30 protein-coding genes are annotated in these 26358 nt (G+C 62.8%); 10 read left to right on the top strand and 20 right to left on the bottom strand.

Translation table 11 applies throughout. From position 1 onward, the window contains the following. Window positions 1–50 precede the first annotated feature (50 nt). The 7 genes from rpsP to AC1DX6_RS00390 form a co-directional block, all read right to left on the bottom strand. Window positions 51–452 carry a 30S ribosomal protein S16 gene (gene rpsP, locus AC1DX6_RS00420; protein ID WP_477310143.1) on the bottom strand — a complete coding sequence of 134 codons (402 nt, stop codon included), beginning with the start codon at window positions 450–452 and terminating at the stop codon, window positions 51–53. 105 nt (window positions 453–557) lie between these two features. Continuing rightward, window positions 558–884, bottom strand: a complete 327-nt coding sequence (locus AC1DX6_RS00415) for a chorismate mutase (RefSeq protein ID WP_477224730.1) — start codon at window positions 882–884, stop codon at window positions 558–560. Window positions 885–891: 7 nt separating this feature from the next. Then, window positions 892–2490 carry a signal recognition particle protein gene (gene ffh / locus AC1DX6_RS00410; RefSeq protein ID WP_477310141.1) on the bottom strand — a complete coding sequence of 533 codons (1599 nt, stop codon included), beginning with the start codon at window positions 2488–2490 and terminating at the stop codon, window positions 892–894. Window positions 2491–2754: 264 nt separating this feature from the next. After that, window positions 2755–3696: a glycosyltransferase gene (locus tag AC1DX6_RS00405; protein ID WP_477310139.1), complete on the bottom strand. Its 942-nt coding sequence runs from the start codon at window positions 3694–3696 to the stop codon at window positions 2755–2757. Further along, window positions 3696–4661 carry a lysostaphin resistance A-like protein gene (locus tag AC1DX6_RS00400; protein ID WP_477310137.1) on the bottom strand — a complete coding sequence of 322 codons (966 nt, stop codon included), beginning with the start codon at window positions 4659–4661 and terminating at the stop codon, window positions 3696–3698. The genes AC1DX6_RS00405 and AC1DX6_RS00400 overlap by 1 nt, the downstream gene beginning before the upstream one ends. A 153-nt stretch (window positions 4662–4814) precedes the next feature. Further along, window positions 4815–5417, bottom strand: a complete 603-nt coding sequence (locus AC1DX6_RS00395) for a DUF1236 domain-containing protein (protein ID WP_477310135.1) — start codon at window positions 5415–5417, stop codon at window positions 4815–4817. Window positions 5418–5481: 64 nt separating this feature from the next. Next, window positions 5482–6579 carry a zinc-binding metallopeptidase family protein gene (locus AC1DX6_RS00390; RefSeq protein WP_477310133.1) on the bottom strand — a complete coding sequence of 366 codons (1098 nt, stop codon included), beginning with the start codon at window positions 6577–6579 and terminating at the stop codon, window positions 5482–5484. Window positions 6580–6847: 268 nt separating this feature from the next. Between AC1DX6_RS00390 and AC1DX6_RS00385 the strand changes: the two genes are divergently transcribed. Further along, window positions 6848–7645: a lytic murein transglycosylase gene (locus AC1DX6_RS00385; RefSeq protein WP_477310131.1), complete on the top strand. Its 798-nt coding sequence runs from the start codon at window positions 6848–6850 to the stop codon at window positions 7643–7645. Window positions 7646–7729: 84 nt separating this feature from the next. Here AC1DX6_RS00385 and AC1DX6_RS00380 read toward each other — a convergent pair whose 3' ends face one another. After that, on the bottom strand, window positions 7730–8419 hold the full coding sequence (locus AC1DX6_RS00380) for a TetR/AcrR family transcriptional regulator (RefSeq protein WP_477310129.1): 690 nt from the start codon (window positions 8417–8419) through the stop codon (window positions 7730–7732). A gap of 148 nt (window positions 8420–8567) precedes the next feature. Here AC1DX6_RS00380 and AC1DX6_RS00375 point away from each other — a divergent pair, with 148 nt between their 5' ends. Then, complete coding sequence (locus AC1DX6_RS00375; protein WP_477310127.1) at window positions 8568–9056, top strand: RidA family protein; 489 nt, start codon at window positions 8568–8570, stop codon at window positions 9054–9056. Window positions 9057–9208: 152 nt separating this feature from the next. Here AC1DX6_RS00375 and AC1DX6_RS00370 read toward each other — a convergent pair whose 3' ends face one another. Continuing rightward, complete coding sequence (locus tag AC1DX6_RS00370; protein ID WP_477311868.1) at window positions 9209–9790, bottom strand: hypothetical protein; 582 nt, start codon at window positions 9788–9790, stop codon at window positions 9209–9211. 183 nt (window positions 9791–9973) lie between these two features. Continuing rightward, the gene (locus AC1DX6_RS00365; protein WP_477310125.1) at window positions 9974–11197 is read right to left on the bottom strand and encodes an argininosuccinate synthase; all 1224 of its coding nucleotides are present in this window, start codon (window positions 11195–11197) and stop codon (window positions 9974–9976) included. A 179-nt stretch (window positions 11198–11376) separates the two neighbouring features. On the opposite strand from AC1DX6_RS00365, the gene AC1DX6_RS00360 reads away from it, so the two are divergent. Next, complete coding sequence (locus AC1DX6_RS00360; protein ID WP_477310123.1) at window positions 11377–12018, top strand: LysE family translocator; 642 nt, start codon at window positions 11377–11379, stop codon at window positions 12016–12018. Here the strand turns inward: AC1DX6_RS00360 and AC1DX6_RS00355 are convergent. From AC1DX6_RS00355 to rlmN, 3 genes are all read right to left on the bottom strand, one after another. Then, on the bottom strand, window positions 11990–12484 hold the full coding sequence (locus AC1DX6_RS00355) for a hypothetical protein (protein ID WP_477310121.1): 495 nt from the start codon (window positions 12482–12484) through the stop codon (window positions 11990–11992). The two genes, AC1DX6_RS00360 and AC1DX6_RS00355, sit on opposite strands and share 29 nt — an antisense overlap. Before the next feature lie 127 nt (window positions 12485–12611). Beyond that, entirely contained in the window at window positions 12612–13076 is a 465-nt protein-coding gene (locus AC1DX6_RS00350; RefSeq protein ID WP_477310119.1) for a hypothetical protein, read from the bottom strand. Continuing rightward, window positions 13073–14308 carry a dual-specificity RNA methyltransferase RlmN gene (rlmN, locus tag AC1DX6_RS00345; RefSeq protein WP_477310117.1) on the bottom strand — a complete coding sequence of 412 codons (1236 nt, stop codon included), beginning with the start codon at window positions 14306–14308 and terminating at the stop codon, window positions 13073–13075. The genes AC1DX6_RS00350 and rlmN overlap by 4 nt, the downstream gene beginning before the upstream one ends. 260 nt (window positions 14309–14568) lie before the next feature. On the opposite strand from rlmN, the gene AC1DX6_RS00340 reads away from it, so the two are divergent. Further along, window positions 14569–14868: a hypothetical protein gene (locus AC1DX6_RS00340; protein WP_477310116.1), complete on the top strand. Its 300-nt coding sequence runs from the start codon at window positions 14569–14571 to the stop codon at window positions 14866–14868. Window positions 14869–14971: 103 nt separating this feature from the next. Here the strand turns inward: AC1DX6_RS00340 and AC1DX6_RS00335 are convergent, their stop codons facing one another. From AC1DX6_RS00335 to AC1DX6_RS00325, 3 genes are all read right to left on the bottom strand, one after another. Further along, window positions 14972–15475, bottom strand: a complete 504-nt coding sequence (locus AC1DX6_RS00335; protein WP_477249542.1) for an invasion associated locus B family protein — start codon at window positions 15473–15475, stop codon at window positions 14972–14974. A gap of 239 nt (window positions 15476–15714) precedes the next feature. Next, window positions 15715–16071, bottom strand: a complete 357-nt coding sequence (locus AC1DX6_RS00330) for a YkvA family protein (RefSeq protein ID WP_477310114.1) — start codon at window positions 16069–16071, stop codon at window positions 15715–15717. A 407-nt stretch (window positions 16072–16478) separates the two neighbouring features. Continuing rightward, the gene (locus AC1DX6_RS00325; protein WP_477310112.1) at window positions 16479–16775 is read right to left on the bottom strand and encodes a 4a-hydroxytetrahydrobiopterin dehydratase; all 297 of its coding nucleotides are present in this window, start codon (window positions 16773–16775) and stop codon (window positions 16479–16481) included. A 103-nt stretch (window positions 16776–16878) separates the two neighbouring features. Between AC1DX6_RS00325 and AC1DX6_RS00320 the strand changes: the two genes are divergently transcribed. Further along, window positions 16879–17397 carry a low molecular weight protein-tyrosine-phosphatase gene (locus AC1DX6_RS00320; RefSeq protein ID WP_477310110.1) on the top strand — a complete coding sequence of 173 codons (519 nt, stop codon included), beginning with the start codon at window positions 16879–16881 and terminating at the stop codon, window positions 17395–17397. Here the strand turns inward: AC1DX6_RS00320 and thpR are convergent. Next, window positions 17301–17897: an RNA 2',3'-cyclic phosphodiesterase gene (gene thpR, locus AC1DX6_RS00315; protein WP_477310108.1), complete on the bottom strand. Its 597-nt coding sequence runs from the start codon at window positions 17895–17897 to the stop codon at window positions 17301–17303. The genes AC1DX6_RS00320 and thpR overlap by 97 nt on opposite strands. A 116-nt stretch (window positions 17898–18013) precedes the next feature. Further along, a complete protein-coding gene (locus tag AC1DX6_RS00310; RefSeq protein WP_477310106.1) occupies window positions 18014–18658 on the bottom strand; it encodes an arylesterase in 645 nt (214 codons plus the stop codon). Between the two features lie 79 nt (window positions 18659–18737). On the opposite strand from AC1DX6_RS00310, the gene AC1DX6_RS00305 reads away from it, so the two are divergent. The 4 genes from AC1DX6_RS00305 (at window position 18738) to AC1DX6_RS00290 (ending at window position 23668) form a co-directional block, all read left to right on the top strand. Beyond that, window positions 18738–19433, top strand: coding sequence for an ABC transporter ATP-binding protein (locus AC1DX6_RS00305; protein WP_477310104.1), 696 nt, complete (start codon window positions 18738–18740; stop codon window positions 19431–19433). Next, complete coding sequence (locus tag AC1DX6_RS00300; protein WP_477310102.1) at window positions 19433–21982, top strand: ABC transporter permease; 2550 nt, start codon at window positions 19433–19435, stop codon at window positions 21980–21982. Before AC1DX6_RS00305 ends, AC1DX6_RS00300 begins: the two co-directional genes overlap by 1 nt. 219 nt (window positions 21983–22201) lie before the next feature. After that, window positions 22202–22981 (top strand): Bax inhibitor-1/YccA family protein, encoded by a 780-nt coding sequence (locus AC1DX6_RS00295; RefSeq protein WP_477310100.1) that lies wholly within the window; start codon window positions 22202–22204, stop codon window positions 22979–22981. Window positions 22982–23098: 117 nt separating this feature from the next. Next, complete coding sequence (locus tag AC1DX6_RS00290) at window positions 23099–23668, top strand: N-acetyltransferase family protein (RefSeq protein ID WP_477310098.1); 570 nt, start codon at window positions 23099–23101, stop codon at window positions 23666–23668. Window positions 23669–23672: 4 nt separating this feature from the next. On the opposite strand, the gene AC1DX6_RS00285 is transcribed toward AC1DX6_RS00290, so the two are convergent. Both AC1DX6_RS00285 and AC1DX6_RS00280 read right to left on the bottom strand, forming a co-directional pair. Beyond that, window positions 23673–24059, bottom strand: a complete 387-nt coding sequence (locus AC1DX6_RS00285) for a DUF2794 domain-containing protein (RefSeq protein WP_477310096.1) — start codon at window positions 24057–24059, stop codon at window positions 23673–23675. A 657-nt stretch (window positions 24060–24716) separates the two neighbouring features. Then, the gene (locus tag AC1DX6_RS00280) at window positions 24717–25466 is read right to left on the bottom strand and encodes a DUF1223 domain-containing protein (RefSeq protein ID WP_477310094.1); all 750 of its coding nucleotides are present in this window, start codon (window positions 25464–25466) and stop codon (window positions 24717–24719) included. 186 nt (window positions 25467–25652) lie between these two features. Here AC1DX6_RS00280 and AC1DX6_RS00275 point away from each other — a divergent pair, with 186 nt between their 5' ends. Further along, the gene (locus AC1DX6_RS00275) at window positions 25653–26330 is read left to right on the top strand and encodes a ceramidase domain-containing protein (protein ID WP_477310092.1); all 678 of its coding nucleotides are present in this window, start codon (window positions 25653–25655) and stop codon (window positions 26328–26330) included. Window positions 26331–26358 lie beyond the last annotated feature (28 nt).

Here is a 26358-nt window from a genome sequence, read left to right as displayed (position 1 = left end):
AAAAAACGGCGGGCACAGGCCCGCCGTTTTCGTGAATGATGGAACGTAAATTACTCGGCGGTGGCGGCTTCCGCCTCGGCCGGTGCGGCTGCCGCGGCTGCTGCTGCGGTGGCGGCGTCTTCCTGCGCCTTCTTCAGCAGGGCAGAGCGTTCCTGCGCCTTCTTGCCCGGCTCGGCCTTCTTCGGGTTGGAGCGGGCCTCGCGCTTGACCAGGCCGGCTTCGTCGAGGAAGCGCAACACGCGGTCGGTCGGCTGGGCGCCATGCGACAGCCAATGCTTGACGCGGTCGGCGTCGACCTTGACGCGCTCTCCGTCCTTGGGCAGCAGCGGGTTCCACGAGCCGAGCGACTCGATGAACCGGCCGTCACGCGGCGAACGGGCGTCGGCAACGACGACGTGGTAGTAAGGACGCTTCTTCGAGCCCGCACGGGCCAGTCTGATCTTCAAGGGCATTTCTTTTCTCCTAAAACTCTGATTTCGTTGGTTGGTTGTGGCTTTTGTTTTGTGCAGGTCGTTATCCCAAAACCGCTGCGCACTTTTGGGCGACATGCACTTTTATTAGCCGGCTTTCGTCACGCCGTTGGAAGCGGCGATCTGTTCGTGGTGGCGGATCACTTCGCGGACGACGAAGTTGAGGAATTTTTCCGCGAAATCCGGGTCGAGATGCGCATCCTTCGCCAGCTGGCGAAGACGGGCGATCTGCTGCTGCTCGCGCGCCGGGTCGGCCGGCGGCAGACCATGCGTCGCCTTCAGCACGCCGACAGCCTTGGTGCAGCGGAAGCGCTCGGCAAGCATATGGATGAGGGCCGCGTCGATGTTGTCGATCGAGGCGCGGTAGTCGGCCAGAATGATGCGTGCGTCGGCCATGTCTTTTTCTTCGTTCATGACGCCCTCACTTCTTCTTGCCGAGGCCGGGCAAACCGCCGCCGCCCAGACCGGGAAGACCCGGAAGCTTCATGCCGCCGGGCAGGCCAGGCAGACCACCGCCGCCGGGAAGACCTTTGATGCCGCCCAGGCCAGAGGCCTGCGCCTGCTTCTGCAAGGCTTCGAGTTGCTTGGGGTCCATCTTCGACAGATCAGGCATACCGCCGCCCATCATGCCGCCCATGCCGCCGCCGGGCATCATGCCGCCAAGACCCATCTTGGAAGCGAGACCGCCCATCATGCCACGCATCAGGCCGCCGCCTTTGCCCTTGCCGCCCATCGCCTTCATCATGTCGGCCATGCCGCGATGCATTTTCAAAAGCTTGTTGATCTCGGCCGCGTCTGTGCCCGAGCCGGCGGCGATGCGCTTCTTGCGCGAATGCTTGAGCAGGTCCGGGTTGGCGCGTTCGGCCTTGGTCATCGACGAGATGATGGCGAGCTGACGGCCGAACATCTTGTCGTCGAGGCCGGCGGCGGCCATCTGGTCCTTCATCTTGCCCATGCCGGGCATCATGCCCATGATGCCGCCCATGCCGCCCATTTTCGACATCTGCTGAAGCTGGCCGGCGAGGTCGTTCAGGTCGAACTTGCCCGACTGCATCTTCTTGGCCATCGCCGCCGCTTGTTCGGCGTCGATGTTCTCGGCGGCTTTTTCGACGAGCGAGACGATGTCGCCCATGCCGAGGATGCGGTCGGCGATGCGCTTGGGGTGGAATTCCTCCAGGCCGTCCATCTTTTCGCCGGTACCGATCAGCTTGATCGGCTTGCCGGTGACGGCGCGCATGGAAAGTGCTGCGCCGCCACGGCCGTCGCCGTCCATGCGGGTCAGCACGAGGCCAGTAATGCCGACGCGCTCGTCGAAGCTCTTGGCCAGATTGACCGCGTCCTGACCGGTCAGCGAGTCGGCGACCAGCAGGATTTCGTGCGGGCTCGACACCTTCTTGATGTCGGCCATCTCGACCATCAGCGGCTCGTCGATATGGGTGCGGCCGGCGGTATCGAGGATGACGATGTCATGGCCGCCGAGCTTGGCCGCCTGCACGGCGCGGCGCGCAATGTCGACCGGGTTCTGGCCGGCAATGATCGGCAGGGTCGCTACCTTGACCTGCTCGCCGAGCTGACGGAGCTGCTCTTGCGCGGCGGGGCGCCGCGTGTCGAGCGAGGCCATCAGAACCTTCTTGTTCTGACGCTCCGAAAGCCGCTTGGCGATCTTGGCCGAGGTCGTCGTCTTGCCCGAGCCCTGCAGGCCGACCATCATGATGACGACCGGCGCCGGCGCGTTGAGGTCGATGGCGACGCCCTCGGCGCCGAGCATGTCGACCAGCTCGTCATGGACGATCTTGACGACCATCTGTCCCGGCTTGATCGACTTGACGACGGCAGCGCCGACGGCCTTTTCGCGCACCTTGTCGGTGAAGGAACGCACCACTTCCAGCGCCACGTCGGCCTCGAGCAGCGCACGGCGCACCTCGCGCAGCGCCGCCGAGACATCGGCCTCCGACAGCGCGCCGCGGCCAGTCAGGCCGTTCAGGATCGAACCAAGACGTTCCTGTAGCGATTCAAACATTCTTTTTCCTTTTCTCAGGCGCCCGGATGGTGCCCGAGAGGTAATGCGTTCGCGCCGCTCATCCAAGCAAAAGCCCAAAGCCAAAAAGCACCCGGGGGCGCTCAGCGCTGCCGGGTGTTGGCCTCCAGGATCGATTTACAGCACTTGACCTCTAAGAGGCTTCGGCGTCCTGGTCGGCTTGCTCGGAGGGATACTCGTCGCGGATTTCGGGGGCTGTAGACAGGAAATCCGGCGAAGAGTCAAGGTCTGGGGGACACGGCCGGCTCACGCCAGTACTTCGCCGTCGAGGATCCGCGCGTAGAGATCGAGATAGCCCTTTGCGGTTTTGGCGATCGGAAACCGGTCGGCGGCCGAGTCGCGGCAGCGTTGCGGGGAAAGCCCGGCAACCGCATCGAGGGCGGCGGCGAATTCGGCGTTGGTGTCGAACAGCAGCCCGGTGTCGCCGTCGACGATCTCGGGCAAGGCGCCGCGCGGCGTGGACAGCACCGGCGTTCCGCACAGCATGGCCTCGACCGGGGCCATGCCGAACGGCTCTTCCCAGGCGATTGGGTTGAGAAAAGCCTTTGCCTCGCCCAGCAGACGCAGCTTTTCGTCGCCACCGACAGTTCCGTGGAAACGGTAGCGCGACCCCAGACTCTTGAAGAACACACCGTCGCGCCGGACCTTGCTGCGCGTCAGCAGCGTCCAGCGCGCGCCGCCGGCGATGTCGAGGGGGAAATCGAATTTCCTGGCGAGGTCGACGGCGCGATTGAGGTTCTTGCCGGCGCGGGCGATGCCGGCCAGAAACAGCAGACGGTCACTCTTCGAACTGGCCAGCCGGTAGGAATCGGCGGGAAAGCCGTTGTAGACGAAGGTCTTCCTGCCGTGATTGCGCGCATGGCTGGCGCTGACGAAATTCCAGTTTGCCTGCGGCCTGGGCTCGTCAGGGGAATAGCCATGTTCGGTGTTGAGGGTCGGAAACGGAGCCTCGACATACCAGCCGTTGAAATGGACGATGTCGGTGTCGGCCGGGATGGCGGCCCGGCATTGGGCCTCCGACGTGATGCCGCGCACCTCGCAAAGCGGATGGCTCGAACCGGCGCCGGCAATCAGCACGACATGGTGGCCGGCGCGCACCAGTTCGGTTGCCAGCCAATCGACCTGGCGCTCGGTGCCGCCATAGCCTTTGGCAGGCAGCACGCCCGGGGCGGCCAGGGTGATGCGCATCAGTTGGGTCCGCCGGTGTGGGAAATATCCGCCTCGACCTTCAGCGGCGAGCGCGGGTGCAGCAGCAGCAGGATCGTCAACAGACTGCTGACGATGCCGATCGCCGCGATCAGAACCGCATTCGTCGTCGTCCAGTCGGCGCCTTCGAGCGGCTTGGCGTTGAACAAGGCGAAGGAATTGTAGCTTTCCTGATGCGAAATCAGCAGGAACCCGGTCAGATTGTTGCCGAGATGGGCGCCAAACCCGGCGCCGAGATTGCCGGTGATATAGACCAGAAGCGTCAAGAGCAGCGCGAAAGCGGCAATCGAAGCCAGCACGCTAGCGTTGATGGCGGCGGTCGAACTCGTGCTCCAGTGCAATGCGGTGAACAGCATCGCCGGCAGCAGCGCCCAGATGAAGGGGTTCTCGAAACGGCTGGCCAGGCCTCTGAGCAGATAGCCGCGGAAAAGTGCCTCCTCGGACGATGTCTGCAGCAAGGCCAGGGCAATGATCGGGATCAGGTACAACAGCCAGGACGACAGGCTGATTGCGCCGCGTGCGATCTCGGGCTGCAGGCAATAGAGCAGGATTTCGGAGAACAGCGAGGTGATCAGCACCGCGGCCAGGCCCTTCAGGAAGCCATCGCGCGAAACCCGGTGGCTGGCGCCGATCAGTGCCGCCACTCTCTCGCCATGGACCCAGCGCATGGCCGCCCACAGCCCGAGCCAGATGCCGGCGAACGAGCTCAGCTGGGTCAGAATCCCCGCCGGCGACGCGAGAAAATTCTGCACCGGCTGGGTGCCGACCGAGCCGCCCGTCGAGGCCATCCAGACGACATAGGCATAGGTGCCGCCAAACACCACGGCCACAGTGACTGCCATCCAGAAGACGACGACGATCACCGTTCCGAGCAGCAGGCGCAGCAAGGTCGTTTTGGAGTTGGGGGTGGTTCGGTAGCGCTGGAAGGCGGCTGGATCGATCGTCACGCTGAGTCCCCGGCAGGTGCTTCGGGTCGCATGATCTATGGGATCAACCGCATCCGCGCAATCATCATCCAGCAGCGGGCCATTCCGGTTTGCCAAGAAGTCAAAGAGGGCGGCCGCATCCTGCCGACGTGGCCGCCCTGTTGGTTGGTGGTATCAGCGCACGACGTACATGATGCGGCGCGTCGACGGATCGACCAGGGCCGGCTGACCGTTCACATAGACATAGCGGTAGCGATAGTCCGGAATCTCGCGGAGTTCGACGGTGTCGGGCAAGGTTGCGCCCGTCACCACCTCGCCGTCGAGATAGACGGGGTCGAGCCGGTTGGTGTCGATATAGGTGCGGACTTCGGCCGGCGGCTGGTCAATGGCATCCATCGGCTCGGCCGAAATGATCGCCCCGGTATAGGTATCGGGATAGTCGTTGCTGTCTTCCGGCGCTTCGACGACGGTAATCCCCGCATCGGCGGGGCGCCGGGTCAGGACGACCTTGCTGCCGCCGAATTCGGCCGTCACATAATCGGAATAGACCCAGCCTTGGCCATTGGCTTCGGCGATGGTGCACCATTTGCTGTTTTCGATGCAGCCATTGAGCGTTGCCGACTGGCCGGCGGCCAGCACGCCGATAACCGGATATTGCGGGCCAGGGCCGGCGCGCACGTTGAGGTCCGTGACTGCCGAGACGGGGGTATCGGCAAAGGCAGCGCCGGACATCGCGACAAGCGCTCCAGCCACCGCAGGAAACAGTATGCGTTTCATGGTTTCGCTCCGTTTTTCGTGGCCCCACACAAACGTGAACGAAACCGGGCTCTATGCGTTCCGGCTAAAATGCTGGCGCCGGCTCACGATTTATTGCCTTTTCTTTCGCCACACCGGTCAAAAGCTCATGCACGAAGGCGAGCTTGCCGGCGGTCACGTCCGAGATCACGAACGGGTAGAGGTCGGGCAGGCCCATGCAGCGGTTGATCGAATTGGAGGCCTCCGACAGCACCAGCCAGCGGGCGAGAACATCTTCAAAGCGTTCGGGCGTTGCGGCAGGTTCGGCGGGCGCGGCCTGCGGCCGGCCGCCGGTGTCGCCTTGCGGCAAAGTGTTGGCTTCCACGGTTTCCAGCCGGCCGAGCGGGAAATTCAGCGCATGCACCATTTCCAGCGTATCGGTGATGTGCAGATGGTGCGCCCAGGTCTCGGCCCAGTCCTCCCAGGGGTGGGACGTCGCATAGGCGGAGATGTGGCCCTGCTGCCAGTCGGGCGCCGCGCCATTGGCGTAGTAGCTCTTCAGCGCCTGCTCGTAGTCGGCGCGGTCGTCGCCGAACAAGGCGCGGAAGGCGGCAAGCCGCTGCGGATCGTCGCGGATCAGGCGGTCCCAGTAATAATGGCCGAGCTCGTGGCGGAAATGACCGAGCAACGTGCGGTAATTCTCGCCCATCTCGACACGCCGCTTTTCGCGCTCGGCTGAATCAGCTTCGGCGACGTTGAGCGTGATCAGGCCGTTGTCGTGGCCGGTCAGGATGCGCTCGCCGCCCGGCCCGCCGCCGATCGGATCGGCAAGCAAGTCGAAGGCAAGGCCGACCTCGTCGGCAGCGCTTTGCTTGGGCGCCACCGGCAATCCGAAAGCGAGCAGCGAATAGATGGCACGCTTCTTGGCCGCTTCGACGCGGATCCAGCGGCTGCGATTGCCGTCGACCGAGAGGTCCGGGATCAGCTGGTTCAGCACGCAGGCGCGGCAAAAGGCGTGGCCGGGCTCGGCCATCCAGTTGCAGGCGCACTCGTCGGCGTTGGTGCATTGGAAGGTGCCGTCGACACCCGACAGCGCGAAGCGCGCATGCTCGGGATCATAGAGCACCGGGCTGGCGCAGTTCAGGCACTGGGCGTTTTCGAAATAGAGGCGGTGGCCGCAATGAGGGCAGTCGAAGAGTTTCATTTCGATCTCAAATGGTCAGGGCAGGGATATAGTGCGCAGCCGCACATCGCCCAAACGCCTGCCATCTGCCGGTCCCTGCCGTGAAGCCTGATCATTGATGCGGCAGACTGACCAATCGAGCTCAGTTTGCATTCTCGCCACAGTAATTCCTTGATCGTAGGCAAATTCCCCTGCATTGGCCAGCGCGGCGCCGGGAGACCGTGACAAGTCCACGTTTCGCTGGCAAGTTCGCAACCGGGACGTGATTCAGGCAAATCAGGAGAACAGCATGGCATTTCTTGCCAAGGGAAAGATTTTTGTGGCCGCGGCGGCGGCGGTGCTTGCGCTGGCGACGGGCGCGCAAGCGGCGGCCAGCTGTGGCAAAACCGGCGCCGGCTTCGACGCCTGGAAGCCGGAGTTCGCTGCTGAGGCCAAGTCTGAAGGCGTCGGCGCCAAGGGCCTGGCCGCGCTGGCTGGCGCCAGCTACGCAACAAAGACGATCTCCGTCGACCGCGCCATCCACAAGGCGTTCAGCGGTTCGGTGGACGCATTCATGAAGCGTCGTGGCGGGGCTTCGATCATTTCCAGGGGCCGTTCGCTGAAGAAGCAGAACGCAGCACTTTTCGACAAGATCGAGAGCAATTACGGCGTGTCGCCGGGCGTGTTGCTGGCCATTTGGGGCATGGAGACCGGCTTCGGTTCCGCCATGGGCAACCAGAATACGGTCTCTGCCATTCTGACGCTTGCCTATGATTGCCGCCGACCGGGGTTCTTCTACCCGCATGCCATTGCTGCGCTGAAGCTGGTCGATCGCGGCGCATTGAGCGCCTCATCGACCGGCGCTGCGCATGGCGAGATCGGCCATACCCAGTTCCTGCCCGGAAATGTCTTGAAGTATGGCGTTGGCAACGGAAATCTGCGCGACAAGGCGACCGCGCTGGCTTCCACCGCCAACTTCCTCAAGGCTCATGGCTGGCGGGCAGGGGCCAGCGCGAGTGCGAATATGGGCGCCATTGCCGGCTGGAATTCCGCGAGCGTCTACCAGCAAGCCATCGCCCAGATCGCCACGGCGATCGACGGGGACTGACCGACAGAGATCTCCATTCCACAAGAAAGCCCGGCCATGCGCCGGGCTTTTTGTTGATGGTGCAGGGATAGGGGAAGTCGTTCCTTATCCCGGGGTGAGGCCATCGAGCAGGAAGCCGAGGCCCTTTCGGAAAGCACCATCCCAATCGTCATCCAACAGCAGGCGAGAGCGCTCGATCGTCGGGTAGCGTTCGGTGAAACCTTCAAGGCGCTGCCGCGCGGCGGCCCTGTCGTCGTCCGAGAGGTCGAAGCTCGCCCGGGTGACGGTCGCGCCCATCACATAATTCCAGAGCGACCATATCGCGACGTTCAGATCCGCGTCGGCGACGCCGGCCCCGGACAAGGTCTTGCTCAGCAGTTCCAGGCGAGCGAGCATGTTTCGGCCGAGCGCCCGGCGCGGCAGCAGCGATGCCGACCAGGGGTGATGCAGCATCGTGGCGCGCCAGTCCTCGAGCATATGAACGACGTCCTCGCGCCAGTCTCGAGGCTCAGCTGTTTGCGGCGGTCCGCGATAGTCGAGCACCGAGTCGAGCGATAGATCAAAGACATCCTCTTTGTTGTCGACGTGCCAATACAGGCTCATCACCCCCGAGCCGAGACGATCGGCCAGCCGACGCATGGTCAATCCGTCGAGCCCTTGCGTATCAAGCAGTTCCACCGCGGTCGCCACGATGCGTTCCCTCGAGAGAGGCGGTTCACCGCTCGCCTGCGGCGCGGGCGGGAGCCGCGGCGGCTCAGACCGTTTTTTCCGGGCGCCGCTGCGTTTGGCTGCCATCCGTCTTCCTCGCTGTCTCAGAGCGCCGATCTTGACCGGCAAGCAGGCGAATGTCGATCCGGAACGGTTGACTCGTACATCGTACTATGTAACTACTCGTGCAGCGTACGAGTCAATCGAGCAAGTCCGCAAAGCCAAGAGAAATTTCATGTCACGCGCAATCAAGCATCTGCTGATCGGAGGGCTATTCATCATGAACATGGCAGTTCCCACTGCGACGACAGCGAGCGAGAACGATCGCAAGCTGACGATCGTCAATCCGCAGACCCTCTACGACCCGTCGCCGAATGGCTACAGCACGGCAGTGATCGTGCCCGGCGGCGCCCGGGTGGCCTACATCTCCGGACAGGGCGGCCAGGACAGCACGGGAGGCTTGTCACCCGACTTCGCGGTCCAGGTTAAGCAGGCCTACGCAAATTTGCGCAGCGCGCTTGAGGGGATCGGCGCCAGGCCGGATCAGGTCGCCAAGCTCACCGTCTTCGTGGTCGATCACGACATGTCGAAGCTCGAGGTGCTGACCAGGAATGTCAAGGACATGTTCGGCGAGGCGCTGCCGGCGCAGACCCTGGTTCCCGTCCCCACGCTTGCCATCGACCCCATGCTGTTCGAGGTGGAGGCCGTGGTCGTGCTTGACTAGAGTATCCGTTGCAATTCCGGACGGAAAACCGCTTCACACTTTTCCTGGAATTGCTCGAGCGGAGCAGGCGCTGGCCGAATGTGTGTGGCGTTCGCCAGGACAGCCAACGCGGTGAGAAAGCCGGTTCCAGGAGCGCTCGTGCGCCTGGGCTCTCAATTATACGCGTAGCCGCTCAACGGGCATTTCTGGGAAATTGGAACCTGGAACGTGCCGTCAAAACCTTTGCAGGTACGGAATTTGGAGTTCCGCGGCGCCGGGGTAGCCGCCTTTGGCCTACCCTTCATCTCGATTTTGGTCGGTTGGTCAAAATGTGCGTAGCCGCTCAACGGGCATTTCCGGGAAGCGGGAATCTGGAAGGCACCGGCAGTTCCGTTGCAGGTACGGAAATTGGGGTTCCGCGGGGTGAAGGCTTGCGCGGCCGCAGCCGCCTTTGACTTGCCCTTGATGACCAACCAGATTTCGGTCGGTTGGTCGAGCTGCAGGTTGTTTATGTCGGAGTAGCTGATCCGCCCGCTGCGTACCCCTTCGGTCAGGCGCTGGCAGAACAGGGCCGGCATGCGCTCCTGCGAGACGCCCATGAAAGAGGCGATTTCGTGCTTGAACGTGATGCTCCATGCGTGGACAGCGGAGATGCACCCGTCTGGATTCTGCTCGCGCTTGCCGGCTGCCTGTGAAGACTGGCACCCGGCGAAGACGGCAACCGCCGCAAGCAAAAGAAAAATTCTGTTTTTCACTGCCAAAGCCCCTCTATCCCGCAAGAGGACTAGGATGAAGCAGTCGAAAGGTCAAACAGGAATTGATCCGGGCGGGGGTAACTTCCATTATATTAGAGAGATCAAACAAAAACCCGGCGTCTCCGCCGGGTTTCCTTAGCCGTTTCAGCTTTGATGAGGCCGGCCCGGCCTGAAGTTCGGATTTCAAGCCTTGCGGTTGCGCGCGGCAAGCGTCCTCAGCCGCAGCGCGTTGAGGCGGATGAAGCCGGCGGCGTCCTTCTGGTCGTAAGCGCCACGATCGTCCTCGAAGGTGACCAGCGCGTCGGAATAGAGCGTCTTCTTCGACTTGCGGCCGTTGACCATGACATTGCCCTTGTAGAGCTTCAGCCGCACCGTGCCTTCGACGTCTTCCTGGCTCTTGTCGATCATCGCCTGAAGCATCAGCCGCTCGGGCGCGAACCAGAAGCCGTTGTAGATCAGCTCGGCATAACGCGGCATCAACTCGTCCTTGAGATGCGCGGCACCACGGTCGAGCGTGATCGATTCAATCGCCCGATGCGCCGCGATCAGGATGGTGCCGCCGGGCGTCTCGTAGACGCCGCGCGATTTCATGCCGACGAAACGGTTCTCGACCAGGTCGAGCCGGCCGATGCCATTGTCGCGGCCGAGATCGTTGAGCGCGGCCAGCATCGTTGCCGGCGACAGCTTCTTGCCATTCAGCGCAATCGGATCGCCCTTGAGGAATTCGATCTCGATCTCGGTGACGGTGTCCGGGGCGTCCATCGGCGAGACAGTGCGCTGGTGGACGAACTCCGGCGGCTCCACCCACGGATCCTCCAGCACCTTGCCCTCGGATGAGGAGTGCAGAAGGTTGGCGTCAACAGAGAACGGCGCGTCGCCCTTCTTGTCCTTCGGCACCGGAATCTGGTGCTGCTCGGCGAAGTTGATCAGATCGGTGCGCGACTTGAACGACCAGTCGCGCCAGGGCGCGATGACCTTGATGTCAGGGTTCAGCGCATAGGCCGAAAGCTCGAAACGGACCTGGTCGTTGCCTTTGCCGGTGGCGCCGTGGGCGATCGCGTCGGCGCCGGTCTCCTTGGCGATCTCGACGAGGTGCTTTGAGATCAGCGGCCGCGCGATCGAGGTGCCGAGCAGATAGGTGCCTTCATAGACGGCATTGGCGCGGAACATCGGGAAGACGAAGTCGGAGACGAACTCCTCGCGCACATCGACGACGCGGATGTCCTTGATGCCCATCATCTCGGCCTTGCGGCGCGCCGGCTCGAGTTCGCCACCCTGGCCGAGATCGGCGGTGAAGGTGACGACTTCGGCACCGAGCTCGGTCTGCAGCCATTTCAGGATAATGGAGGTGTCGAGGCCGCCGGAATAGGCGAGCACGACCTTCTTGACGTCTTTTGCTTTTGACATTTGGCGGTTCCGCGATCACGAGTTCTCGGCGGGCGAGGTATCACGGCGTTTCCGGCTAACGCAAGGGACGAACGGGCCTTCGGTCGCCGCAGCCACTGGACCAGACGCCGCGCCGGCCAGTTACTGGCATAGGTGATGCACGTGCGCTATAGGCTGGCCTTGCTTGCCAGGGGCCGCCCATGTCCTTCATTCCCGACACCACCACGTTGGTCCAGTTCGCCATCGCCACCGTGATCCTGGCGATCACGCCGGGGCCAGATATGACGCTGTTCGTGTCCAGAACGCTGAGCCAGGGCCGCGCCACCGGCTTTGCCTCGATGGCCGGTGCGCTCTGCGGCACGCTGATCCACACCACTTTGGTGGTGGTCGGCATCTCGGCGCTGATCGTCGCTTCGCCAATGGCCTTCTTCGCGCTGAAGATTTTCGGTGCCGGCTATCTCGTCTTCCTGGCATGGCAGGCGATCACCAAGGGCTCGGCGTTTTCGCCGGAGAAGAAGGCCGGGCCTGAGATTTCGCTGTTCCGCAGCTGGCTGGCCGGCCTCGGGGTCAATCTGCTCAACCCGAAGATCATCCTGTTCTTCATGACGTTTCTGCCGCAGTTCGTTTCCGCGCATGACCCGAACGCACCGGGGAAGCTGTTTTTCCTGGGCTCGATGTTCATCGTGCTGTCGATCCCGGTGACGGCGCCGATGGTGCTGGCGGCGGAAAAATTCTCGGCGGCGATGAAGGCCAGCCCGCGCGTGACGCGGGTGGTCGACTATCTCTTCGCCGGCGTGTTCTCGGCCTTCGCGCTCAAGATTCTGAGTGCTCAGGCGAAGTAGCCTTTTGCGGGCCTGCGCTGCGCCCGGCAACCGCCCAATAGGCCAGACCACCGACGAGGCCACCGAAAAATAGCACTGCATGGTCTTCTACAGAGGGTATTCCCGGGCGGCCGGTGAACCCGTGATATTCCTGTACTTTGCCAATATAGCCCCAGAATGGCTGATACTGAATCCAGAACGGAAAGTTGGCAACGATGCCGCTCAGCCCGCCCGCGATCGCGTAGTAGATGGGAGTTCTGATCGAAAAGAGCCCTGCCAACATGACAACCAGGCAGAAAGGCAGGAAGCCGAGAACACAGATAAAAAAGCCCAGGAACAACGCCGAGACAGGGCTCACCGCCACCAGCGCTGCCCACTGCCCGGGATCATGCCAGACAGCGTATACGATGGTCATAGCGACCAGAGTTACGCTGGACGCTGCTACAGCAACCATGTATCCGAGAATTAAAGTTACAAACCGGTCCATCGTGATTGCAGCGATCCGCCAAATCGAAAAATGGAAAACTATACCCGCCAGTCAATGAGCGAGAATGGTTAAAATAGACTGCTCATCTGGCGACGAGTTGCTTTGGGAGAAACACGGCTGTAGCCGACTACCGCTCAGGCGAAGTCGCGGCTTGCCGCCAGCTGCCGGCCCAGCGCCCGGCGCTGAGCCAGTAGAAAATGCCGCCGACCATGCCGCAGCCAACCACCGCTAGCACGGCGCTGGTGTCGGTGACGTCGAAATTGGCGTCGGCGGTCCGGTGGACGAAGCCGAGGAAGACCGCTGCCACCACCGCACCGGCGAGCGCATAGAACAGCCAGTCGCGGCGGCTGAAGATTTCCGAGAGAATGATGACGATCGCCGCCGGCATGAAGGCGAAATAGGCGACGAACAGCGCTACGAAGGGAATCGAAAAATACAGCGATGCGGTCGCCGTCGGATGGGCATGTTCGGGCGTGTAGCCGAGCGAAGCCAGGACCATGATGTTGAGAAAGGCGCTGGCGGCCAGCGAGGCAACGACATAGCCGATCAGGATGACGGCGAAACGGATGAGGTAGGCGACGAGACGGCTCACGCCTCGCCGTGCCCCGCAATCATCATGGCTTCCAGCGCCAGCCGGTCGACCTTGCGCATGCGCTCGGAGTCCGATTTTAGCTGGCCGCAGGCAGCCAGAATATCGCGGCCACGCGGGGTGCGGATCGGCGAGGCATAGCCGGCATTGTTGATGTAATCGGCGAATTTTTCGATCGTCTCCCAGTCCGAGCACTGGTAGTTGGTGCCCGGCCACGGGTTGAACGGGATCAGGTTGATCTTGGCCGGAATGCCCTTGAGCAGTTTGATCAGGCCCTTGGCGTCCTCGATGGAATCGTTGACGTCCTTCAGCATCACATATTCGAAGGTGATGCGCTTGGCATTCGACAGGCCGGGATAGGCGCGGCAGGCTTCGATCAGCTCTTTCAGCGGGTACTTCTTGTTGATCGGCACCAGCAGGTCGCGCAGATCGTCATTGGTCGCATGCAGCGAGATCGCCAGCATGACGCCGATCTCCTCGCCGGTGCGGAAGATCTCGGGCACGACGCCGGAGGTCGACAGCGTGATGCGGCGCTTGGACAGTGACAGGCCATCGCCGTCGGAGGCGATCAGCAGCGCCTTCTTCACCGCCTCGAAATTGTAGAGCGGCTCGCCCATGCCCATCATGACGATGTTGGAGACTTTTCTGCCCTCGGCCGGGACGATGGCGCCGTCCGGCGTGTCGCGGTCGGGGAAATCGCCGAGCCGGTCGCGGGCTGTCAAAAGCTGGGCGAGGATTTCCTCCGATGTCAGGTTGCGCACCAGCTTCTGCGTGCCGGTGTGGCAGAAGGAGCAGGTCAGCGTGCAGCCGACCTGCGAGGAGATGCAGAGCGTGCCACGGCCTTCCTCGGGGATATAGACGGTCTCGATCTCGACCGGACGGCCGGCGCCGCGCGGCGGAAAGCGAAACAGCCACTTTCGCGTGCCGTCGGCGGAAATCTGCTCCTCGACGATTTCCGGCCTGGCGACGGTGAAATGCTTGTCCAGCTCGGCGCGCAGATCCTTGGAGATGTTGAACATGCCGGCGAAGTCGGAGACGCCGCGCACATACATCCAGTGCCAAAGCTGCTGGGCGCGCATTTTTGCCTGGCGCTCCGGCACGATGCCTGATGCAACGAGGGCATCGCCAAGCTCGGCCCGGGTCAGGCCGATCAGCGACGGCTTTTCGGGCTGCGTGGCGCGGGCGCGCAACGCGTCACGGGCGCCTTCGGCGGTGAGATCGAATGAAAGGGTCATGGTAAGCGCCAATATAAGCGGTTTGCGGCCGATTTCAGCATCGTGCCGGAAATGAAGCGCGGCGCATAGCACAGGTTGAGGGCAGAGTCATGCGCGGGGAGTGCAACGGCTGATAGCTCGCTACGGCCATCTGGCAGCCTGCCCTGTCCTCCCGCTGCAAATGAACCGATCACATAGTCGTGTGTTTGCGTAACGATTCCCATCGCGCCTTCGAAATCCGAAGGGGGCAACTATGCCCCTGCAAAATGGGAGTATGCAGAATGAACTCTATCAAGCTCGCCGTCATTGCCAGCCTCGTCGGCCTTTCCGCCTCGCCAGCACTTGCCGAAGACGCGATGGGCACGATGACCATGATGAAGGGTGGAGAAGTGATGGCGATCATGCCGGACGGGCATATGGGCACCATGATGCCGGATGCAAAGATGGGCGCAGAGATGATGAAGATGGCAAAGCCGATCAAGCACTGCATGATGATGATGACCGACGCCAAGGGCAAAGCCTTCATGATCGATACGTCGACCAAGAAAGCCCAGGCCGAATGTGAAAAAATGGCCATGTAAGACTGAACCGCCGGCACGCACGCCGGCCTGAAAAAGCAAAAAGGCCGGGCTTTGCGGCCCGGCCTGTCATTGCAAAACGAAGTTGCCTAATTACAAACCTTGCCTACTTGCACTTGGCGATCGACGTCAGCGCCGCTGAAATGCCTTTCAGCGAGAAGACATAGGAGGTGGGGTTGCCGCGGCCGGATTTCGCCGACACCTTCATGTCGGTGCCGGTCTTCATCGCGGCGATCAGAACCGGCTCTTCGGCGGCATTCTCGACCCAGGCCGACTTGCCGCGCGTGAACATCGAGAAGGACTTCTTGTCGATGGTGACGGTGGCCTTGGACCCTTCCTGGAATTTGTAGCCGGCAATGAATTGCGGCTCGTAGGACACTTGCTGCCCCGGCCGCTGGCTGACGAAGAAGAACATGTCGCCATGGTCGAGCGTCGGCGGCTGCTTGTCGGTCGGCACGGTCAGAACGTAGCAGACCTTACCGCCGGAAGCCTGGTAGCTGTAGGTGCCCCAGGCATTGTGCTGGCCGGTCTTGGTCGCGGTCTGTGCCAGCGCCGGCGCTGTCAAGGCCACCAGGACCAGGCTCGAAACTGTAGCAATCAATCCGCGCATCGTTTTTCCCGTATTCCAACTGGTGCGGCGGCAGGCCGGTTTGGCGTCCTGCCCGTCGCTTCATTTTGATTTAATCTGGGTTACCAAACGGTGAATTTCCCTCGCGAAAAGGACATTCACCCCGGGAAACCGCCGCCATTTCCCCGCCGCCTCCCGAAAAGCGGCCGTCAGAATGTCCCTGGCGCGACTTGGAGGCCACGAAAGCGGCAAGAGTTTGACTTTTCCAACCAGGCGCCGGCTCAGCTCTTGTCGGCAATCGCCCGCTTTGCGGCGAGCCGGTGCGCCGGTGTGATGTGGGCGCTGACGGCGGTGATCGCGGCGGTCAGCACGGCGATATCGTCGGTGAAGCCGAGCCCGAAGACGAAGTCGGGGATGACATCGACCGGCAGAACGAAATAGCCGAGCGCTGCCAGCAAAATGCCCTTGGCACGCACCGGCGTCTTCTTGTCCATGGCGCAATAATAGGCGGCGACCACCTCTTCCATGAACGGGATCTGCCGTGCCGCCTTCTTGGCCGTGCGCCAGAATTTCTCACGCACTTCGCTCTCGTCGCTGCCGCCAAAGCCGAAGAAATCAAAACCGGATTCTTGCGCCATCAATCTCTCCTTGCGGGCTCAAGCGCATCGTTGCGCGGGCGCCTGCGAGGGAAAATGTGGTGAAAGGGTAGGTCCGCTACAAGAGTTCAGTCGTTACCGAACTCGAAAATCGAACGGATCGTTGCCGGAACCGCAGGGTTCAGATGATGCCGACGGGTAATTCGCTGCTCGCCTTGGAGATTAGCCGAAACGCCCCTCACTTCGTCATCCACGGGCGAAGCAAGGAGCGAAGCGACGCGGCGCAGACCCGAGGATCCATGCCGCGACTTCAAAGCGTTGCAGCGGTTCAGAATTTTGCACCGCTGGGCTTCATGACAAGGGTCACGGCATGGATCCTAGGGTTTCCGCGACGTCGCTTCGCGACTGCTTCACCCTAGGATGACGAAGGTTGGAGAAGCCCTTTCCAATCAACCGCCAAAATAGCGGTTCATCTTCTTCGCCAGTTCGATGTCGAGGGCGGTGACGCCGCCGGCGTCGTGGGTGTTCAGCGTCACGTCCACCGTCTTGTAGACGTTCGACCAGTCGGGGTGATGGTCCATCTTCTCCGCCGCCAAAGCGACGCGGGTCATGAAGGCGAAGGCCTCGGAAAAGTTCTTGAAGACAAAGCTGCGCTTGATGGAAGCGCCATCCGCGGCCAGCGACCAGCCGCCGAGTTCGGCCAGCGCGGTGGCGATTGCGTCCTTGCTGAGTTTTTCTCTCATCATGATGATTTCCCGTGCTATCCCGACTTTGGCCCTCACCCTAATGCAAGTCGCCCAAGAATGCTGTGCGGTTTTGGGTCTCCAAATGCACGAACGGCGCATATCAATGAACGCGAAGCCCATAAAATCCATTCTCTTCGTCTGCCTAGGCAACATCTGTCGCTCGCCACTGGCGGAAGGCACCTTTCGCGCGGTGTTGGCCGAGCGCGGGCAGCATCAGGATATGCTGCTCGATTCAGCCGCAACCGGCGGCTGGGAGGTCGGCGCTGCCCCGGATCCGCGCTCGATCTCGATCGCCGCACTGCACGGTATCGACATTTCGGGCCAGAGAGCGCGCAAGGTGAGGCCGGACGACTTTTCGCGTTTCGACCTGATCCTGGGTATGGACCGGTCGAATGTCCGTGACCTCCAGGCGCTGGCGCCGCCGGCCCTGCGCGACCGGGTTCATCTGTTCCTGGAGTTCGCCAGCGGTACAGCTCGCGACGTGCCGGATCCCTATTATGACGGGGCCGACGCGTTCGCCTTGGTCTACCGCATGATCCGCGACGCGTCGGAGACGCTGTCGACGCGGCTCGCGACACGGGCATCCGTGCCCGACAGCGGCCAGGCCTCCTCGACGATATAGGGTCCGCCGCCGACCGAATCGCGCGACGACATCAGGACGAAGCGACCGACGCGGAACGGCAGCGTCGAAAAATTGCCGCGTGCCGAAAGGTACTGGGCGACGTCGAGCGGGCTCGAATTGCGCAGGCGCGCCAGCGTCACATGCGGGGTGAACTTGCGCGGATCGGTTGGAATGCCGAGCCGCTGGCAGATGCGGTCGATCTCACCCTGCAGGGCGGAAAGATCGTGCGAGGCTGAAACGCCGGCCCACACCGCATGCGGCTTCTTCTGGCCGAAGGCGCCGACACCCGACAATGTCAGCGGGAAGGATGGGCGATGGATCCGGTCGAGCGCATTGGCGATCTCGTCGGCGACATGGCCTTCGACATCGCCGATGAAGCGCAGCGTCATGTGGTAGTTCTCGACGTCGATCCAGCGGGCTCCGGGCAGGCCGCCCCGGAGCAGGGACAGCGAAAGAGCGGCGTCACGCGGTATTTCGAGGGCGGTGAAAAGACGCGGCATGGTGAGCCTCCCTTCCTCGAATCGAACTATGCCCCTAGCGAATCATCGATATTGAAACTCGGCAAGTGGTTTGTTGGCGTCATGGTTTCCGCAACGGCAAGCGTGACTTATTCGCCTCACGAGGCGCCGCCATTGTCGGCAATCGCCTTTTCCACTGTCGGCAGGATGCGCTCGACCATCACATCGACGCCTTTCGGATTGGGATGCAGGCCGTCTCCGAGCTGCAGGGCGGGCACGCCGGCGACACCGTCGAGGAAGAACGGATAGAGCGGCACGCCGTATTTCGCGGCCAGTTTTGGATAGATCGCGTCGAAAGCGTTCTGATAGTCGGCACCGAGATTGGGGGCGGCGCGCATGCCGGCCAGCAGCACGGCAATCTTGCGCTGCTTCAGCTTGGTCAGCATCTCGTCGAGGTTCTTTTCGGGAATGTCTGGTGAAACGCCGCGCAGCATATCGTTGGCGCCAAGCTCGAGGATCACAAGGTTTGTGCCGTCCGGCACCGACCAGTCGAGCCGCGCCAGGCCGCCGCTCGACGTATCGCCGGAAACGCCGGCATTGGCGACGCTCACATCATGACCCTTGGCGCGAAGGGCGGCCTGCAATTTATCGGTAAAACCGTCGCCGGGGCCGAGGCTGAAGCCCGCCATCAGGCTGTCGCCGAAGCCGACGATCTTGAACGTCTCGGCACGCGCCGACGAAACGGCACAGCAGAGGCCAAGAAAAAGCATGAAGCCTGCGGCAAAGATGCGTTTGAAAGACATGCGGCAGGCCCCATATGACCAAGGATTCTTCCGGCCCGACAAGCAGAGCCTTCATCCTCCCATATAGGACGCTTTCATTTTGACAGAAGCCGTCATCGCGCTGAAAGACGTATCGCTGACGCTCGGCGAAGGTGCGTCCTCCGTCCATGTGCTGAAGAGCGTCAGTCTCGACGTGGCCGAGGGCGAGGCGACCGGCATCGTCGGTCCCTCGGGGTCCGGCAAGTCGACACTGCTGATGGTTCTGGCAGGGCTGGAAAGGGTCGATTCGGGTACGGTACGAATCGCTGGCGAACTGCTGAATGGAAAAAGCGAGGACCAGATTGCATCGTTTCGTGGGCGAAACATTGGCATCGTCTTCCAGTCCTTTCATCTCATCCCCAACATGACGGCGCTCGAGAATGTCGCGGTGCCGCTGGAGCTGGCCGGCCATGCCGATCCGTTCGGGGTGGCCGCGCGGGAGTTGGCAGCCGTAGGCCTCAGCGATCGCGTCACCCATTATCCGGGCGAGCTGTCCGGCGGCGAACAGCAGCGCGTGGCCATCGCCCGGGCGCTGGCGCCGTCGCCGCGCCTTCTGATCGCCGACGAGCCGACCGGCAATCTCGACCAGGCGACGGGACGGCAGGTTGCCGACCTTTTGTTCGCCAAGGCGGCCGAGCGGGGCATGACGCTGGTGCTGGTCACCCACGACCCGGCGCTGGCCGCGCGCTGTTCGCGCCAGGTTTCGATGCGCTCCGGGCGGATCGAGGCGCCGGCACCGGCCAAGGTGCCGGCCTGATGCCGTTGTCGCGGACATTGAGGCTCGCCTTCCGCTTCTCGCTGCGCGAGATGCGCGGCGGGTTGTCCGGCTTCATGATCTTCCTGGCCTGCATCGCGCTTGGCGTCGCGGCCATCGGCGGCGTCAATTCGGTGGCGCAGGCGATCACATCAGGCGTCGCCAACCAGGGCCAGACGCTGCTTGGCGGCGATCTGCGTTTCCAGATCAACCAGCGCGACACCAGCCAGACCGAGCGCAGCTTCCTCGATGGGCTGGGCGCGGTTTCGCGCAGCGCCAACATGCGCTCGATGGCGCGGCTCGAGGACGGTTCCGACCAGTCGCTGGTCGAGGCCAAGGCGGTCGACGATGCCTATCCGCTCTATGGCGCGCTGGCGACAGCGCCGCCTCTGTCGAAACAGGATTTGTTCGGCGAAAAATCCGGCGTGTTCGGCGCCGCCGCACCGGACCTTCTGTTCGATCGGCTGAATGTGAAGATCGGCGACCGGCTAAAACTCGGCAGCGCCACATTCGAATTGCGCGCCCGGCTTGTCACCGAGCCGGACGCGGTGTCCGACGGTTTCGGCTTCGCGCCGCGGCTGATGGTGTCGACTGAGGGGCTTGCCGCCTCCGGCCTGATCCAGCCGGGCAGCCTGGTCGAGAATGCCTACAAGGTGCGCCTGCCGGCCGGGGCCAGCGAGGCCGATATTAAAAGCATTCAGGATCAGGCGGCAAAAGACTTTCCCGAGGTCGGCTGGTCGATCCGCACGCGCTCCAACGCCGCACCGGCGCTGTCGTCCAACATCGAGCGCTTCTCGCAATTCCTGACCCTGGTCGGGCTGACGGCGCTGGTGGTCGGCGGTGTCGGCGTGGCCAACGCGGTGCGCGCCTATCTTGACGGCAAGCGCGGCGTCATCGCCACCTTCAAGAGCCTGGGGGCTTCCGGCGGCTTCGTCTTCACCGTTTATCTCGTGCAGATCCTGATGATCGCCGGGCTCGGCATCGTGCTTGGCCTTGTGCTTGGCGCGCTGATGCCGTTCGCGGCCAGCGCTGCCTTGTATCAGGTCATTCCGGTGCCGGCCGAGGGCGGATTCTATCCCGGTGCGCTGGCTCTTGCCGCGCTGTTCGGGCTTTTGGTGACGCTGGCCTTCGCGCTTTTGCCGCTCGGCCGCGCCCGCGATGTGCCAGCAACGGCGCTGTTTCGCGAAATGGGGTTTGAGGGTCGCGGCTTTCCGCGCCTGCCCTATGTCGTGGCTGCGGTCGGCATCGCGCTGGCCTTGGCGGCGCTGGCCATCCTGTTTTCCGGCGACCGCCGCATCGCCTCGATCTTCGTCGGCGCCACCATTTTTGCCTTCCTGGTGCTGCGCCTGGTTGGTGGGCTGGTGCAATGGACGGCGAAAAGAAGCCCGCGCGTTCGCTCCGTGGCGCTCAGGCTGGCGATCGGCAACATCCATCGGCCAGGCGCGCTGACCCCGTCGGTGGTGCTGTCGCTGGGCCTCGGGCTGACGCTTTTGGTGACATTGGCGCTGATCGACGGCAATCTGCGGCGGCAGATCTCCGGCAGCCTGCCGGAACGAGCGCCGAACTTTTTCTTCGTCGACATCCAGAGCAATGACGTCGATGCCTTCTCGACGCTGATCGGCAGGCAAGCGCCTCAAGGCGCGCTGCTCAAGGTGCCGATGCTGCGCGGCCGGGTGATGGCGCTGAACGGCGTCGATGTCGGCAAGGTCAACGTTCCGCCCGAAGGCGCCTGGGTGCTGCGCGGCGACCGCGGCCTGACCTATGAGGCGAAACAGCCTGCCAACGCGACACTCACCGAAGGCACCTGGTGGCCGGACAATTATGCCGGCGAGCCGCTGGTTTCGTTTTCGGCCGAAGAGGGCAGAGAGATCGGGCTGAAGCTCGGCGACACCATCACCGTCAATGTGCTCGGACGCAATGTGACGGCGCGGATTGCCAATTTCCGCCAGGTCGAATGGGAGACGATGGGCATCAACTTCGTCATGGTGTTCTCGCCCAACACTTTTGCCGGGGCACCGCATGGCTGGCTGGCGACGCTGACCGAGAAGAACACTTCGGCGGCCGACGATGCCCGCCTGCTCAATGCCGTCACCCGCGCCTTCCCGGCGGTAACGACGGTCAGGGTCAAGGACGCGCTCGACATCGTCAACCGGCTGGTGGCGCAGCTCGGCACGGCGATCAGGGCGGCGGCCGGCGTGGCGCTGTTTGCCTCGGTGCTGGTGCTGGCCGGCGCGCTTGCCGCCGGCAACCGGGCCCGCATCCATGACGCCGTGGTGCTGAAGACGCTGGGCGCAACCAGGAAAACGCTGATCGCGGCCTTTTCGCTGGAATACATGCTGATCGGGCTTGCCACTGCCATCTTCGCGCTGGCCGCGGGCGGGGTCGCGGCGTGGTTCGTCGTCGCGCGCATCATGACGCTGCCGTCGCATTTCATGCCCGAAGTGGCGGTGGCCACAATCGTCTTTGCGCTGGTGATCACGGTCGGCATCGGCCTTGCCGGGACGTGGCGAGTGCTGGGCCACAAGGCGGCGCCTGTGCTGCGCAATCTCTAGTGCTGACGGCGGTATTTGGTTAAATCTTGGTAATGTTGGGCCTCAGACGGGCGGTAAACCGAGCTTCAGTTGCTTCACGAAGCATTGCATCCGGTTACGGCCTTGTTCTTGGCGCCAAGAACCATCATATTTCGCCACAGGCATGCTGGAGCCCCGCCAGCGGCGCCTGGGCTCAAATGGGCCTGACACCGGACGGGGCAGAAGCAATAGAGGACTCTCATGGCTGAACCCCTTCGCAACTACCAGACGCGCGCCGTGCCCGGCGCCCGCGTTGACGCAGGCATCGACCAGGGCCTGCGCGCCTACATGATCAAGGTCTACAATCTGATGGGGCTTGGCCTCCTCATCACCGGCCTTGTCGCAGTCGGTACGATCATGCTGGCCACCACTGCCGACCCGGCGTCTGCGGTTGCCACGCTGCGGAGTGGTGAGATGCTGACCTCTTTCGGCGTTGCGATCTACGCCTCGCCGCTGAAGTGGGTGGTCATCTTCGCCCCGCTGGCCGTCGTGTTTTTCATGCAAGCTCGCATGCAATCGATGAGCGTTTCGGCGCTGCAAACGACGTTCTGGGTCTTTGCCGGCCTGATTGGTCTGTCGCTGTCGTCGATCTTCCTGATCTATACGTCCGCCAGCATCTCGCAGACCTTCTTCGCCACCGCAGCCGGCTTCGGAGCGCTCTCGCTCTACGGCTATACGACCAAGCGCGACCTTTCCGGGCTTGGTTCGTTTCTCTACATGGGCCTCATCGGGTTGATTGTCGCGATGGTGATCAACATCTTCCTGGCTTCGTCGGCGATGACCTTCGCTATCTCGGCAATCGGCGTACTGATCTTCGCCGGTTTCACTGCCTATGACACCCAGAGCATCAAGGAGATGTATTACGAGGGTGACGCCACCGATGTCGTCGGCCGCAAGGCGATCATGGGCGCGCTGAAGCTCTACCTGGACTTCATCAACCTGTTCACATTCCTGCTGCAGTTCATGGGCGACCGCCGCTAGTCGGCCCCATCCAGGCAACTGGACCATTGAGTTCCGGAAGGGCGGCCCAACGGCCGCCCTTTTCTTTTGTGCCGGCTTTTGCTGTTATGGCAGGCAGATTAACAATTTGCATAAATTATGAGCAGCATCACGATACGCGCCGCAATTGCCGCCGACCTCGACCGGATCACGGAAATCTATGCCGATGCGGTGGCTCATGGCACGGCGAGCTACGAGCTGGAGCCGCCGAGCCGCGCCGAGATGGGCACGCGATTCGATAGCCTGACAGCAGGCGGCTTTCCCTATCTGGTGGCGGAGAAGGACGGCGCGATGCTCGGCTATGCCTATGCCGGCGCCTTCCGGCCGCGCCCGGCCTATCGCTTCATCGTCGAGGATTCCGTCTATGTCGCGCCCGAAGCCAAGGGACAGGGCGTCGGGCTCAAGCTGATGCAGGCGCTGATCGAGGCAGCCCGGGCGGCGGGCTTTCGCCAGATCGTCGCTGTCATCGGCGACGGCCACGCGGACAGCGCCTCGGTGCGGCTGCACGAAAAGCTCGGCTTTCGCCATTCGGGGCGTCTGGAAGGCTCCGGCTACAAGCACGAACGCTGGCTGGACACCGTGTTCATGCAGCTGTCGTTGAATGGCGGGGCGCAGGTGCCGCCCGATCCCGACTCACTGCCCGAGCGGAAATTTCGTCAGCAGAAATAAGAGTTTAGGCCTCAACAATCTTCAGCTTGGGGTCGAAGACGCCAAGCACGCGGCCAAGTTCCTGGCCGCGCTTGAGGATGCGGCCGCCGGCGGCGATGACGGCGAAGGCGCCTTGCCGGCGCGCCAGCTGCGGGTCCTTGACGATTTGGAACAGTGGTACCTCGCTGGTGCGGCGGAACACCGAAAAGACGGCGCGGTCGGAAAGCTGGTCGATGGCGTAGTCGCGCCATTCATTGGCGGCGACCATGCGTCCGTAAAGTCTGAGTATCTGGTCCAGCTCGCGCCGGTCGAAGCGAACCGGCTGGTCGAGGCGCTCGCGTCTTGCCTCATGCAACGGGATCAATATTGCGGATGCGTCCCCATCCTCCGCCCCACTGCCGCGATCGGTCATGCCTCGATCCTTCAAAATGAATCTTGCAAGCCAAAGTTGGCGTGTTCGTCGCCGAATTGCAAGACCCGGCTAAGCATCCCGCAGCCGCGCTGTTTCCGTCACGTCCAGTCACTTTTGTGAAACGCGCTGATGGAATTGGTGATCCTTCGCCACATTTCTGCCTTTTTTTATCCGCGCTCATGCCCCAATGTCCGACGAGTTTACCGGCGTTGCCTGAGACGGTTCGGTCCGGCACCGGCTCGTAAACCCCAAGCCCCCCGCCCACGGGTCTGCGTCGGATCGAACCAACCTCGGTTTTCCCAAGGGAAAATCGGGTGCGACGATCCCAAAACTAAATGACCGACGTCAGAAGCAAGCTGACGTCGGTTTTTTATTGGGTGAACCTCGCGCAACCGCGACGTCGTCATCCGCGGGCGGAGCGGAAGCGAAGCGGACGCGCAGACCCGAGGATCCATGCCGGGACGTTTGTCGAAGCATGCTCCCTGTCAGGCTGGTCAGCTGGTGCTTCAGGATAGCCTAAGCAGGCCGCTCCCCTATTTCTGGACCGCTTTCACGTGTGGCCTATGTCGCGGCATGGATCCCGGGGTCTCCGCGACGGAGCTTCGCTCCTGCTTCGCCCCAGGATGACGAAGGCACGGGTCGTTTCGGCGCTCTATCTCAAGGCTTATGTATAAACGCTGCCCCCAGGATCGGCCCGGGCATGCCGTCCTTGCCGACCGACTGCAGCAACACCGCGCAGCCGCCCTTCTTGGAGATCTCGCTCATCGGCAATTCGTAGCGCTGCGCCTTGCCGTGCCACATGCCGGCGGTCTGGATGCCGGAGACGGCGTTCCAGTAGGTCATGCTGCGGCCGCTGTTTTCGCCCTTGCCGATGTCGATCGTCTGCGGCGGGTCGAAATAGACGATGACGACATGGGCGTCGCGGGGGCCGTTGCCGGCTTCGCCGGCGTCGATCATGACGCGGTCGCTGGTCTGGCTGACCTTGATGCCGACCCGCATGCCTTCGCCGATACGCTCCATGCGGGCGAGCGCGCCATCGACTTCCTTGCGGCTGGCGCCGTTGACGTGGCTGCGGCCGTTGATGACGGCTTGCGGCGTGTAGACCGAACGGTTGCCGAAGGCGCGCATATAGTCGTACTGGCGCTCGGTATTTTCCTTGCGGCTCAACGTGTCCTGCCAGCCGAGATAATCCCAGTAATCGACATGATAGGCGAGCGCGACGATGTCTTCCTTGGCGGCAAGCTCGGCAAAGAACGCGTCGGCCGGCGGACAGGAACTGCAGCCCTGGCTGGTGAAAAGCTCGACCACGCCCAAGGGTCTGTCGCTCTCGGCGGCAAGCCCGGTTCCGGCAAGCGCCGAAAAGGCCAGCGCCAACGCCGCAAGCCGCAATTGTCTGTTGAAGGCCATGGTCGTTCCGATTTCCCGCCGGTGCTGCCGGCCTTGTTCTGGTTGCTGAAATATGTGGCAGAAGCGACAGTCAACGGGAAGTCACGTTGCGGTGAAATTTTGCCGTTGCAGCGGCAGGCTGCACCGCAATAGGAGGATGGGCCTGCACTTCACGGCGTGGTTCGATTCGAGGGCAGCATCAGCGGTATGTGGCAAACTCTCCTGACGCCGGTCGATCTCTATTGCGAACGGACCGGGCCGGAACTTTGGGCCGAACCAGCCAATGCTTTGACCAATCTTGCTTTTCTTGCCGCCGGTCTGTGGGGTGTGCGGGAAGTGCGGCGGCGCGGCACCGGCACGTTCGCCGAGGTGCTGGCCTGGTGGGTGGTGGCGATCGGCATCGGCTCGACGCTGTTCCATACCTTGGCCGTCCGGGCGACGATCTGGGCCGACGTGCTGCCCATCGCCGGCCTCACGCTGGCTTACACGCTGTTCAACCTGCGTCGCTTCCTCGGCATGGAATGGAGCAGGGCGGTTCCCGTCTTCTTCGCCTTCTATGCCGTTGCCGGCCTGCTGACTTGGGCCGTGCCGGACTGGCTGCACCAAGCCGCGAACGGCACGACAGGCTATCTGCCGCCCTTCCTGGCGCTTGTCTTCTTCGGCCTGTGGACGGTGGCGAGCGGCAGCAGCACCGGCCGCTACACTCTGGCCGGCGCGGCGATCTTTGTCGTCTCGGTTATCTGTCGGATGGCCGATCCGCTGGTCTGCACGAGCTTTCCGCTCGGCACGCATTTCCTGTGGCACATCTTCAACGGGCTGATGCTCGGCGTGCTGCTGGCGGCGGCGGCGCGGTATGGGGCGCCGAAAGTAGGCAGTAGGCAGTAGGCAGTAGGCAGTAGGCAGTAGGCAGTAG

This window comes from Mesorhizobium sp. P2_C4, assembly GCF_056404575.1.
Note: the sequence above shows the minus strand (reverse complement) of the source record. Positions and strands in the feature narration are given on the sequence as shown.